Annotated in this window: 14 protein-coding genes; 1 reads left to right on the top strand and 13 read right to left on the bottom strand. The window is 42.2% G+C overall.

The window, feature by feature from the left end; translation table 11 throughout:
- The 5 genes from A5883_RS01635 to A5883_RS01615 all read right to left on the bottom strand — a co-directional run bounded on the left by A5883_RS01635 (position 1) and on the right by A5883_RS01615 (position 4,638).
- A complete protein-coding gene (locus tag A5883_RS01635) occupies positions 1 to 969 on the bottom strand; it encodes a sugar phosphate isomerase/epimerase family protein (protein WP_005228209.1) in 969 nt (322 codons plus the stop codon).
- Positions 966 to 1,685 (bottom strand): ThuA domain-containing protein, encoded by a 720-nt coding sequence (locus tag A5883_RS01630; RefSeq protein ID WP_086337880.1) that lies wholly within the window; start codon positions 1,683 to 1,685, stop codon positions 966 to 968. Before A5883_RS01630 ends, A5883_RS01635 begins: the two co-directional genes overlap by 4 nt.
- Positions 1,682 to 2,434 carry a sugar phosphate isomerase/epimerase family protein gene (locus A5883_RS01625; protein WP_086337879.1) on the bottom strand — a complete coding sequence of 251 codons (753 nt, stop codon included), beginning with the start codon at positions 2,432 to 2,434 and terminating at the stop codon, positions 1,682 to 1,684. The genes A5883_RS01630 and A5883_RS01625 overlap by 4 nt, the downstream gene beginning before the upstream one ends.
- A 30-nt stretch (positions 2,435 to 2,464) precedes the next feature.
- Positions 2,465 to 3,538: a Gfo/Idh/MocA family protein gene (locus A5883_RS01620; RefSeq protein ID WP_005228203.1), complete on the bottom strand. Its 1,074-nt coding sequence runs from the start codon at positions 3,536 to 3,538 to the stop codon at positions 2,465 to 2,467.
- 233 nt (positions 3,539 to 3,771) lie between these two features.
- On the bottom strand, positions 3,772 to 4,638 hold the full coding sequence (locus tag A5883_RS01615; RefSeq protein WP_060791484.1) for an AraC family transcriptional regulator: 867 nt from the start codon (positions 4,636 to 4,638) through the stop codon (positions 3,772 to 3,774).
- Positions 4,639 to 4,770: 132 nt separating this feature from the next.
- Here A5883_RS01615 and A5883_RS01610 point away from each other — a divergent pair, with 132 nt between their 5' ends.
- Entirely contained in the window at positions 4,771 to 5,559 is a 789-nt protein-coding gene (locus A5883_RS01610; RefSeq protein ID WP_015510339.1) for a PHP domain-containing protein, read from the top strand.
- 113 nt (positions 5,560 to 5,672) lie between these two features.
- On the opposite strand, the gene A5883_RS01605 is transcribed toward A5883_RS01610, so the two are convergent.
- From A5883_RS01605 to A5883_RS01570, 8 genes are read right to left on the bottom strand one after another with little or no spacing between them, the layout of a single operon-like run.
- Positions 5,673 to 6,323: an HAD family hydrolase gene (locus A5883_RS01605; protein WP_086337878.1), complete on the bottom strand. Its 651-nt coding sequence runs from the start codon at positions 6,321 to 6,323 to the stop codon at positions 5,673 to 5,675.
- On the bottom strand, positions 6,320 to 7,000 hold the full coding sequence (locus A5883_RS01600; protein WP_086337877.1) for a fructose-6-phosphate aldolase: 681 nt from the start codon (positions 6,998 to 7,000) through the stop codon (positions 6,320 to 6,322). The genes A5883_RS01605 and A5883_RS01600 overlap by 4 nt, the downstream gene beginning before the upstream one ends.
- A gap of 42 nt (positions 7,001 to 7,042) precedes the next feature.
- Positions 7,043 to 7,399: a PTS glucitol/sorbitol transporter subunit IIA gene (locus A5883_RS01595; protein WP_015510342.1), complete on the bottom strand. Its 357-nt coding sequence runs from the start codon at positions 7,397 to 7,399 to the stop codon at positions 7,043 to 7,045.
- A 22-nt stretch (positions 7,400 to 7,421) separates the two neighbouring features.
- Positions 7,422 to 8,420 carry a PTS glucitol/sorbitol transporter subunit IIB gene (gene srlE / locus A5883_RS01590; protein ID WP_074934133.1) on the bottom strand — a complete coding sequence of 333 codons (999 nt, stop codon included), beginning with the start codon at positions 8,418 to 8,420 and terminating at the stop codon, positions 7,422 to 7,424.
- Positions 8,421 to 8,432: 12 nt separating this feature from the next.
- The gene (srlA, locus tag A5883_RS01585) at positions 8,433 to 8,987 is read right to left on the bottom strand and encodes a PTS glucitol/sorbitol transporter subunit IIC (RefSeq protein WP_074934132.1); all 555 of its coding nucleotides are present in this window, start codon (positions 8,985 to 8,987) and stop codon (positions 8,433 to 8,435) included.
- Positions 8,987 to 9,472 (bottom strand): transcriptional regulator GutM, encoded by a 486-nt coding sequence (locus A5883_RS01580; protein WP_015510345.1) that lies wholly within the window; start codon positions 9,470 to 9,472, stop codon positions 8,987 to 8,989. Before A5883_RS01580 ends, srlA begins: the two co-directional genes overlap by 1 nt.
- Positions 9,469 to 11,331 carry a BglG family transcription antiterminator gene (locus A5883_RS01575; protein WP_086337876.1) on the bottom strand — a complete coding sequence of 621 codons (1,863 nt, stop codon included), beginning with the start codon at positions 11,329 to 11,331 and terminating at the stop codon, positions 9,469 to 9,471. Before A5883_RS01575 ends, A5883_RS01580 begins: the two co-directional genes overlap by 4 nt.
- Positions 11,332 to 11,346: 15 nt before the next feature.
- Positions 11,347 to 12,147: an SDR family oxidoreductase gene (locus A5883_RS01570; protein WP_086337875.1), complete on the bottom strand. Its 801-nt coding sequence runs from the start codon at positions 12,145 to 12,147 to the stop codon at positions 11,347 to 11,349.
- Positions 12,148 to 12,412 lie beyond the last annotated feature (265 nt).

Here is a 12,412-nt window from a genome sequence, read left to right as displayed (position 1 = left end):
TTATGCCCACCACATGGATGAAGCTTCTTCACGGATCATAATCGTCTTCAAGTTACTGATGGCACGAGTCAGTCCTTCATCAATGGACATGATTGGATCTTCATGTTCAATACTCAAGACATAATCATACCCATAAATCCTAAGCGCAGAAATAATATCTGACCAGACTTGTAAGCTGTGGCCGCAACCGACTGAACGGAAGGTCCAAGCTCGGGTTTTGACATTGCTATATGGTTGCATGTCCGTCAAGCCATGCATGTTGATATTGTCTTGGTCCAAATACGTATCTTTGGCATGGAAGTGATGGATTGCATCGGCTTCCCCTAAGATTTTGACCGCTGCCACTGGGTCGATCCCTTGCCACCATAAATGGCTTGGATCCAAGTTACAGCCGATGGCTTTCCCCGCAGCATCCCGCAGTTTCAACATCGTATAAGGGGTATGTGCCAAAAAGCCACCATGAAGTTCGATTCCGATTTTAACACCAGCCGCTTCCGCTTCCGTGTTGATGCCTTTCCAATAAGGAATCAGTTTTTGTTCCCATTGATAATTATAATTGTCATCGTATTCCGTTGGCCATGGCAATACTGGCCAGTTGACTTGTGTATCTGTTGCATTTCCGCCTGAAACGCCTGAAAATCCATTCACAACAGGTACATTCATTAAGCTGGCTAATTTGATGGTTTTGCGCAAAAGTTCATCGGCTTCTTGCGCTTCTGCTTTTAATGGAGAGATTGGGTTGTTGTGACAGCTCAAAGCTGAGATTTCCAATCCTTTATCAGCTAATTTCGCTAAGTATTCTTTTCGCTCTGCTTCACTTGCTAGTAAACGGTCAATGTCTAAGTGGGCATTGCCTGGAGAACCACCGGTACCGATCTCGACGGTTTGCAGCCCTTTTTTCGCTACTTCATCGATCATTTCTTCAAAGCTAAGTTGATTGAATAACGGGGTAAAAACACCTAATTTCATTTTCTTTCCTCCTCAATTGCTTGAAAATGCCCATATGTTGGGTAACGATTTTCTGTTGGTGCACACCAGCGAGCCGCATTTTGGATCACTTTTTGCACTTTGGGATTGTAATAGCTTGGGAATGTCTCATGACCAGGCTGGAAATAGAAAATCTTGCCATTCCCACGGCGGAATGTACAGCCGCTACGGAAAACTTCACCACCAGGGAACCAGCTGACAAAGAGCAATTCATCCGGCGCTGGAATATCAAAGTGCTCGCCATACATTTCCTCTTGCTCTAGTTCGATCCATTCGCCGACTCCTTCAACGATTGGATGGCTTGGATTGACATTCCAGATCCGCGCATGCTGATCGTCTACTCGCCATTTTAAATCGCACGACGTTCCCATCAACGTTTTAAAGATTTTCGAAAAGTGGCCAGAATGCAAGACGATCAGTCCCATTCCTTCCCATACACGCTGCTGCACACGAGCAACGATAGCATCATCGACTTCTTCGTGCGCCATATGGCCCCACCAAACCAACACATCCGTGTCAGCCAATACTTGCTCCGTCAACCCGTGTTCTGGTTCATCAAGGGTCGCCGTTCGCACTTGGAAATCATCCTCTTCTAAAAACTTGGCAATTTGACCATGGATTCCTTCTGGATACATTTTTTGGACGGCCTCATTCGTTTTTTCATGACGAAACTCGTTCCATACCGTAACATGGATCATTGGTAGACCTCCTCTACGATGTTTTTTAATTGCAGATAATCAATCCCGCTGGCTTCTAAAGGAGCGAATTTTTGAAACGCTTCCTGCTCGACGATCAGCCATGGTAGTTCTAATGCTTTAGCTGCTTCTACATATGACTTGATTGGTAAAATCCCATTGCCGATCTCGGTGCTTTCCTGCGGCTGCTCTTGCATATCTTTGATATGAACCAAGCCGACCTTCGTTTCGCGTTCCTTTAGCCAAGGTAAAACAGCCACGTTTGCAAAGGCTAACCAGTAAAGGTCGGCTTCCAAACGCAGTTGCGGATTGTCTTTGATCAGTTCATCGATCATAGATTCTCCAGCAACTTCAGTAAATTCATGGGCATGGTTGTGGTAGTAGCAAGTCAGCCCTTCTGCTTGCAACTTTTGGGTGATCTGGGTCAGCTCCGCAGCAAAGGCTTGCCATTTTTCCAAAGAATCAAAGCTGGCATACGGAATCACGATCCGTTGATTGCCAATCGTTTTTTCAAAAGCGACGGTTTCTTCAAAACGATCTTGCAATGCTTCAAACGGGATATGGGAAGCCGCGACCGCCAAATCCAACTGCTCCAGCATTTCTTTGATCTGAGCAGCACTGTGTCCATGATAACCGGCAAATTCAACACCGTCATAGCCGTTTTGTTTTACTGTTTTCAACGCTTCAAAAAGGTCTGTCTTGCAGTCCTCTTGAATACTCCAAAGCTGTAAAGCGATTTTCGGTTTTGTCATTTACGCTCGCTCCTTTTCTTCCAGCAGTTCTTATAGGTAGACTGGCTCACCGGTTTGTGATGATTTGTAGATCGCTTCTAAAATCTCCGTCACGACCATTGCTTCTTCAGGTTTGACCACTGGTTCGGTATCGTTGATGATCGCATGGATCCACGATTGTGCTTCTAAAATTTCTGGCGTCTCGCCGTTTCCTTCATAAAAATCAACGCCGCCTGTTTCAAGTTCGATATTTTTTTCATACAGCAGGCTGTGGTCTTCTCCGTTGATGGTCAAACCGTTGTTCATATCCGCACCCGCTTTGCTGCCCATCAGTGTCGTTTTGGCTTCTTTCACATCCAAGCTGTTGAGCGCCCAGCTAGCTTCTAAGAAAATCGTTGCCCCATCTTCCATGACCACAAAACCAAAGGCCGAATCTTCTACTGAGAATTTCTCTGGATCCCAAGGGCCCCAAGCATTAGCGGCATTTTTGGTTTGCGACAACTCATGATACGCTTTTCCGACAACAAATTTTGGTTTGTAATTGTTCATCATCCATAAGGTCAGATCCAATGCGTGGGTACCGATATCGATCAACGGACCGCCGCCTTGCGCTTCTTCATCAAGGAAAACACCCCAAGTTGGCACAGCCCGACGACGGATCGCATGAGCTTTCCCAAAATAAATGTTTCCTAATTGTCCTTCGGCGCACACTTCATGAAGATAACGAGAATCTTTTCTAAAACGGTTTTGGTAGCCGATCGTGAGTTTTTTCCCTGTTCGGTTAGCTGCTTCGATCATTGCTTTGGCTTCTGCCGCTGTTTTTGCCATTGGTTTTTCACACATGACATGACAATCCGCTTCTAGTGCGGCAATCGTCAACTCAGCATGTGAGGCGTTTGGTGTACACACATGGATCACATCTAGATCAGCTTGTGCCAACATTTCTTGATAATCGCTGAATACTTGGGCATCTTCGGTCCCAAATGCTGATTTCGCTTCAACTGCACGTTCAACCAGCAGATCACAAAAGGCAACCATTTCTACTTCTTCTACTTGAGACAAGGCAGGCATGTGCTTGCCGTTTGCGATCCCACCGCACCCAATGATTCCAACTTTAACTGTCATATCTTTCCTCCTGAAAACGCTTATTATTTTCTACCCCCTCATTATAGCGAAACATCGAAAGCAGTTCTTCCCAGTTTCCATTGAAAAAATTCCCGAAAATTATCTTATGAAACTTTAACAAAAAGAACCACTCCACAATTTATGCAAAGCGCTTAAAAAACACTATCGAGAAAAAAATAGTGCCAAATTGACAAAAAAACAGTCGACAAGCAAAGGCTCATCGGCTGTTTCTATCAATTTTGATTCAGTTGTTTCTGGTACTGCAACGGTGATTGACCAACGGCTTCCTTAAAGACATGGTGAAATGTTTTGACACTGGCAAAACCTGCTTTTTCAGCGACTTCTGCCATGGGGATCTTTTCATTGGCCAAGATAAATTTGGCTTGATTGATGCGGTATTCCGTCAAAAACTGCATGAAGGTCTTGCCAGTATTGGTTTTAAAGAAACGCGTGAAATAATGGGGACTAAACCCTACATGTCTTGCGGTGTCCTCCATCGTCAAGACTTCTTGGTAATGAGATTCGATGTACTCAAAGACATCATTCAGACGCTGCAAGGTTTCTTTGTATTGTGCGGCCGTTCGTTTTAGCGGATTGACGGCTTGTTTGCGCTTTGGCAAACTTTGATAGCACTCCCCAATCAACTGGTAAAGCAGCCCGAGAGTCAAATAACGCTTCCCAACAACATTTTCCTCTTCCAACTGATACAACTCGATCAAGAGACCTGTTATTTTTTCCGTAAAACTCGTTGGCCAATTTTTGCTGTGGGGCTCCCCTTCTTCAAAGAGTGTCATCAAGGATACTTCATTTTCTCGAAGCAACGGCTCTTCAAAAAGCTTCATATCAAATTGATAGACATAGCGTTCACTCTCAGGCGATGCTAGAAAATAGTGGGGTTGCCCGCTGGAAAAAAGATACAGATCCCCTTCCTCCAACTCAATGATCGTATCGTCAACACCAATATTGACCGTGCCGCGCTTAGCGTAAATGATCTCGATTTCTTTATGGACATGGGGGTAAACGATGGTCAACCCATCATTTAGAAACGTTCGAAAACGAAATTCACTTTCAAATTCAGGAATTTCAAGGTACATACTCATGGCTGACCGACTCCTTCGCTCTATTCTTATTTATTATAAGCGAAAAATTGTCCAAGAGAAAACCTTTTCTCAGCCAATCATAGTTTCTTCTGCTTTTTTGTGGTATCGTATTCAAGAAAAGGAGTCTTGTTTATGAATTATTATGATCAACATCTGCATACATTTTTGTCTTTTGATTCAGATGAACAGTTTGAGAATTATCTTGCTTACCAGCCTGCCTACTTCGTTGCGACAGATCATTTCGATTTGAAGAACCCCTATTCGGGATTCCGTGATGATATTCCTGACTATGAATTACTAGTAAATACCCACCAGAAGCTGCAAGAGACCACAGCGACGAAACTCTTAAAAGGCATTGAGATTGGTGTCGTGCCTGGTCAAGAACAAGAAATCTTGCGCTATCTTGAAAGCCATCCCTATGACTTGAAATTGATCAGTATCCATCAAAACGGTACCTTTGATTATATGGACGATGCCGTGTTGAACAAGGACAAATTTGCAGTCGCCAAACAATACTTTGACCAAATGGCCCACGTGTTGGACTCGTTTTCTGACGGGCACATCGTGACCCACTTTGATTATGGCTTGCGTCGTTTCCAATTTACAGCTGAGGAATTGGCCGCCCATTTTGAAACAGAGTTAACGACGATCTTCAAAAAAATCGTTGCCCGTGACTTAGCGATGGAAATCAACGCGAAGAGCTTTGGCCCCTATCAAAATGCCCACCTTTATCAATATGCAATCCCGCTGTATCAAAGTGTCGGTGGTAAATTGTTCACCCTCGGCTCTGATGCCCATAAAGCCAGTGACTATCGGTTAGATTTTGCAGCGATGAGCGATCTATTGCGTTCCTTTGGTGTCAATCAATTAGCGGTCTTTCAAGGTAGCGAACGGTTTATGGCGGATCTGCCGACAGAATAAGCTTATTCTTTGACTATCATGCAAAAAAATTAAAAATGACCAGCCAAGGAAAGGAGGATTCCAGCTTCATTAGCAGTTATCCTTTCCTAGGTTGGTCATTTTAGTTGTGCGTATTATTTGATGGTTTTCAATTCTTGCACATTCAGGTCACGAAAATCAATAATCGTTTGATCCGCTGGCAGACCTTGCACAGGGAATGCTGGATTCGCAAAACCAATACAGTACATACCCGCAGCTTTGGCAGCTTTACAGCCATTGATCGTATCTTCAATGACGATACATTGCTGAGGGTTCGCGCTCAACAACGACGCTGCTTTCAAGAATACGTCAGGAAAAGGCTTCGAGCGTGCTACCTCTTCACTACTGACGATCTCAGTAAAATAGTTTCGCAACTGCAATTGATCCAGGTTCTCCTCAATCTCTTTTTTAGGAGAAGAGGAAGCAACACCAAGCTGAAAGTTCGCTTCTACTAACTGCCGAATCAATGTTTGCACATGAGGAATCGCTTTGACGCCATCACGTTTGATCAACGCTTTTCTTCTGCGATTCATTTCTTCAATGTACGCTGAAACAGATTTTTGTAACTGTAATTCTTCCTTCATTTTTTCCCACATAAATTCTGCAGTGGTCCCCATGAACTGATAGTGATATGACTCATCTACAAGGTGTCCTTCACTATGAAGCATCGCTGTTTTTGATTCTAAAAACGTATACTCAGAATCTACGATAACCCCATCCATATCAAAAATTACCGTTGTCGTCATTGGCATAACCCCTGAATCGATGGCGACTTAAACGTCTCGACCCAGTCATTGTGAAAGTCCGTTACTGCTTTTTGAATGGAAGGCATGGCTAATCCTTGTCGATAGATGTCTGGATCAGCAGTGAGCGCATGTGCCCCTGCACGAATCGCGCGATTCATTTGCGTAGTGTTCTTAAAGCTTGCGGCAAGGATCTTACTTTGTGCTTGAGTGGTACGAATCGCTTGTGCCAATGATTCAATGACTGTTGGTGCATCAACATTGATATTTTCCATACGGTTATAGTATGGCGCCAAATAATCGACTCCAGCACCAATCGCTAAGAACCCCTGCAATTCGGTATAAATGGCTGTAGCTGTTAAGTTGAATTCACGCTCTTTTAAGCGTTTGATGGCTTCTAACCCATTTTCATTGACAGGGATTTTGATATAGACTTCTTTTCCCAGCTTATTGATAATCGTTTCTGCATCTAGGATCATCTCATCGACGGTTTCCCCAACCACTTGAACATGTAAGGATGCTTCTCCGATTCGTTCTTTCACTGCTTGCAAATGAGTAAAAAAGTCGATGTTCCCCGCAGCTTTCAAAATCGTGGGGTTCGAGGTTACTCCTGCCAGCGGGAGTACCTTTTGATAGTGGGTGATTTCCTCAAGATTTACTGTATCCAAAAAGAATTCCATTGCTTACACTCCTTCAATCTTACGTTTTACTAGACAGTTTCCTTACTTAATGCTGATTTTCGTTCCTTTTTCAATCACAGGGATCGTTTTTGCTTCTACATAAAGTGTGCCTGGTAATTCAGAGGTCGAACTGCCGTCAAATTTAATCGTGATGTGTCCTAATTCTTGTAAATTTCTTGATACCACATCGCCTACCGAGGTAATTTGATAGCTTTGATCATCGATCCATAATTTTTGTTCAGATGTAATCGTGCCATTCATCGGCTGTACTTCAATATTGTAACAATAGTCAGCTAACGCTGCCGGTGCATCTTTGCCAAAAAGAATGATCATATTTTCTTCGCGAAATAATTCCGCCTCCACACCGATTGAAAGAACTGTCGTAGTAAAAACTGCCATTTCTGCTTCCTCCTATACTGATTTAACTATAAAGTCCAAAACTTGCAAGCCATGCTACGAAGACCCGTGGTACACCATTTAAGAAACGAGAATAAAGAACAGAAGGTACCCCAACCTCAACCGTTTCCGCTTCTGCCTCTTCTAATCCTAACCCAACTGGAATAAAATCACAGGCATTTTGAGTATTGATCGCAAATAATGCAGGTAGAGCAAGTTGTGGTGGAATCGTTCCTTTGCCGATCTCGACCCCAATCAGTGTCCCGATCACTTGACTGATCACTGCCCCTGGTCCAAGTAACGGGGAGAGAAATGGCAAGGAACAAATAAAGCCGATGATCATCAATCCCCAAATATTGCCAGCCAATGGCGCCATCACATTCGCAAAGAAATTTCCAACGCCTGACCCTTGAATGATCCCAATCAACAGGGAAACAAATGCCATGAAGGGAATGACGGTATTGATCATCGTCTGAACCCCGTCTCGTGCAGATTGGTTAAAGGTCGCAACGACTTTCCCGGCGCCCATCCCGATCTTGGCAATAAAATTTTGCTGCTCGGCTTTTTGCTCTGTGATTTTTTTCGAAGTATCGTAGGTGAATTCCCGCTTAGGAGCTGTTGCTTCATTGGCGACGGTGGTTGCTTCTTGCTCTTCACTTAATGAAATTTGGTCGACCCCAACCGCCGAAACATAGATCTGTTCATTGATATATTGTGCTAATGGCCCACTTTTCCCCGTTGCGACGACATTGATCGTCGGAATCCCTTTTTTGGGATAAATACCGCAACGTAGTGTACCACCACAGTCAATGATCGCCAATGCAATTTCATCATCGGGAATCGATGTTTTAAAGCCATTGACTGCTTCCATTCCCGTTAATTCAACAATTTTATCAACGATTGCAGGTCGCTCACCACCACCAGTAATGTAAATAAATTTATGTCTTTCTTCTGTCGGCGTGATCACTAAGGGACCGCCATAACCGCCGCTGCCTTTGACTACTCGTATACTTTTGTACGTCATCTTGATTCCTCCTTATTCTGCCGCTAGTTTGACTGTTTTACTCAAAGTGATGCCTTGCTGCTTACACACGTAAGCAGTCGTAAAGTCGGTGACCCAACCGCCAATAAAGTTCATGATCATACCGACCAATAGGTAACGAATCGCCAGCTCCATCGAGTTTAAGCCTAATGTTGTGATTCCTTGGGCAATACCCAACCATACAAAGAGTTCTCCCGGATTGATATGAGGAAATACCCCATTACTGGTGTGACAAAATTGCGCTTGTGAAGCATAATAGCTAGGCTTATAATATTCAGGTAAAAAGCGAGCCATAGTAAACGACATTGGGTTTCCTAACATAAAGGCAGATAGGAAAGGTAAAAGCAAATAGCGAGTGAAAGGATTTTTTGAAGATAAACGTGCCACTTTGGTCACGCGTTCTTCTCCTAAGAAAGCAATCAACGTATTCATGGCGACCATCAGCATTAGCACCACTGGAACGATACCTGTCATCCATGAGATAAAGGTCTCTGCTCCGGTTTGAAAAAGGCTCATAAAACCTTCAGCAAATTTTGTAATATACTCCATTATTTTGCACTCCTTTTTTCTTTCATATATATTTTTTCTTTCCATGTTTGTATTTGTATTTTCATCAGTGTTACAGGCGACACTCCCTGACTTTCGGTATAGTTCCCGGCTTCTGTGCGCAAATAGATTTCTCTGGCATTTTCCATCGCTTGAATCGTCAACTTGTTTTCTTTCTGCACTTTGGGATGGTACTTATCGATATAATGAATATCTTCTCCTAGATAGACCGGCAGCTCTTTAAACTTCGCCAACACGGTTACCCCTTGCATCTTTCTGGCATCAAGAATGATTCCTGCTGGATCGACCGCAAGTAAAACGATCGTTCCTGCTTTTATTTTTCCAGCTCTGCGTCCAATCGCTACCTTGCCTTTTTTGCGCAGTTGCTGATAGTTTTGATTAAAGTGTTTGATCTGTTTCAACCCAAAAAGAATTTGTAACAAATAGGCGCCTAAGGCAAAAATACCAAATAGATAAACAAAACTCATATAATCAACTCCTTCTGATAAAGCCATTCTTTCAATGCCAATAGATTTTCTTGGGCACTGATTTCTTCTCTGAAATCCGCATTGCCAGCAATCGCAAATAATTCATCATAAATGCGCAACAAGTCTTGTTCGTTTTTCCCTGTCAATTCACTTGGAATACCTAACAAAAAAATCAGTTTGATATTACCCTCAGGAGTAACCAATTTCCTTTTGAACACACCTATCGACAGAACGATTTTATCTGTTTGATCATTGATCGCATGGGGAAAGCCAATCTCAGAATCAAAAATCGTGGCATGTTTTTCCTCTCTTTGTCTGATTCGTTCCAAAAAGCACTCATCTACTATATGCTCCTTTGTTAATTCGGCGATCATTGACTCGACATTCTTTTGATAGGTCAAGTCAGGATCTAAGTGGTTAAAGTGTAAGAGGATCGACTGCTTCCCTACTGACTGCAAGCGTTCGGCTTTTTCCCACTCATTGCGCAACCAATGATCGTCAAATAAGTTGGTCAATTTAATGATTGGACTTTTCACTTGCTCTAAATGTTTTAATGGGATCGTCGTAAAAATGGCGAAGTAATCGGTCAGATTTTCCTGATGATAGGCTTCCTCTGATAAATGGGTGATGCGAATATCATTGCCTAAGACTCGTTCCAATTGACGACGTATGATCATCGCCGTACCTCTGCCACTGTGACAAACTACAGCAATTTGCTTTTTGGCTGGTTCGTTTTGTTGGCTTTTCAAAGCAAGTTCAAAATAAAGTGCTAGATAACTGATTTCGACTGTGGGTATGGTTCGACCAACCATTTCTTCAATCTCTTGTAGACCGACTTTGGCTAATTCATAGGCAAAGGGATATTGTCGCTCGATTTCGCCGTAAAACAAATCGCTTAATTTTGCATGGACCACGATTCGGTTGATCATATACTTTAAGTGTTCTTTCATTTCTAAAAACAAAACTTTCTCATTGATATCCAAAACGAGCGTGCGATGGATTCGCTTTAGCATCGCTTTAAAGTACTGTTCGACTGCTGTCGGGACAACCGTACGCTCAATTAAGGAATTTGCAGATAAATTTAACGGGAACCAGAGAAAGTCCTGTTCTGTTTGACTTAAAGTCACTCGGTATTTGGTCTCTAGATGATAGATCAACTGCTCGATTTGTTCTTCTTCTTTGATGAAATTTGTATAACAATTCGGTATCGTCTCTAAATAATTCCCTTCAATGATCCTTTTCATGGAAATAGAAATCACTTTATACAGTAAACGACCATAATACTGCGGAATCCCTGAGAGAGAAATGATTTTTTGGATCATTGCTCGTGTATCGTTTTCTAAATAATTTTCATAAAAATAATCTTGTACATAATAGATGTAAAGCAAACGCAGATTAAATTCACTTCCTTTAATCTGAATCCCTCTATTTGGCGTTCCAACTACTTCTGTATCAAAAGGCTTGAGTAGCTTTTTTAGCATCCGAAAATCATTATAGACAGTACTCCTACTGATCCCTAGCGCTTCAGACAGATCGTCAATTAAAATAAATGACTTTTCCTCGATCAATTGTTTTAGGATAAATGCTACCCGCTTACTTGCTGAGTTAAAATCGGTTTCTTTTTTCAACTTTCCAGCCAAAATGAGTTCAAATTCTTCAGCATCTTCTACCTCAATCGAATAGCTCTTTTTCCTTTGCACGATTTTCGCAATACCAATTAGTTCTTCATTAAGCAGATCAATACTACTCTTTACTGTTTTTGAACTACTGCTCAACTTTTTCTGTAAATCAATGATTGAAATATCCTTATGGGTTATTAACAAGTCTAAGATTTGATACCATCGATTTACGAATGCCATTTTATCCCCCTATTTCTATCCCCTAGTTTTTCCTCCCGCTACATTTGTTGTCACTCCTGTAATATAACTGGATCGGTCAGACAGGTAATAGCAGACCAAGTCAGCTACTTCTGTCAATTTGCCACTCCGACCTAGAGGAATTGTACTCGTTTTTGTGTATCCTTCTCGCAGTTTTTCAACTGTCGTCCCTCTTGTGTAAGCCAGTGCCTCCTCATAGGCAGACGTTCTCAAGCCCGTTTCTTCCATGATGCCCGGTGCAATACCCACCACTCGAACATTTGATTTTCCTAATTCTTTTGCCCAGGATCTTGTATAGCTATTGAGTGCCGCTTTGGTAGCAGCATATGCACTTTGCCCTTCAGATCCTTCAAGCCCTGATTCTGATGACATATTGATGATGACTCCAGATTTTTTATTGACCAATTCTCGGGCTACTGTTTGCGTCATTAGGAAAACGCCCTTTTGATTGATTGCACTCATCTTGTCAAAAATAGGATCTGATAATTCATATTTCCCATGAGGGTCTTTCTTATCTACTAAAAGACGTGGAATATTGATCCCTGCATTGTTCACTAAACCATCGACAGTTCCAAACCGCTCAATGACTTTTTCTACACCTGACTCCACCTCTTCCCTTACTGAAATATCCGTTTCAACAAACAACAAATTGTCATGTTGTTGCGTAGCTTCTGTAAGGTCAAAATTTGCCACATTCACCCCTTGCTCTAATAAACTTTCAACGATCCTCTTTCCGATTCCTGAAGAACCCCCTGTTACGATCACGGTTTTTCCAGCTATATTTAACCAGTCTTTCATACGTTCCCTCCTACAATTTGATTACGCTTTCAGTATAAGCGTTGACCAATAATAATTAAGACAGGATTTTTTCAAAGATCTGGAAAAAAAGTGTACGAATTTCACTGAATAATCTTCAGATCGTTTGCCTTAAAAAACAATGCAATTTTATTTTGCAACCGAAAGAATCATGTTGAAGCGACTTCTATTCTATCCTATCTTCTCCTTAGATGGAGTCATCCGCTCTTTTTTTAAAGGACGGTTTGTGAATGCGACTTAATTAATT

The sequence above is a fragment of the Enterococcus sp. 5B3_DIV0040 genome (assembly GCF_002140755.1).
Lineage (GTDB): Bacteria > Bacillota > Bacilli > Lactobacillales > Enterococcaceae > Enterococcus_D > Enterococcus_D casseliflavus.
Note: the sequence above shows the minus strand (reverse complement) of the source record. Positions and strands in the feature narration are given on the sequence as shown.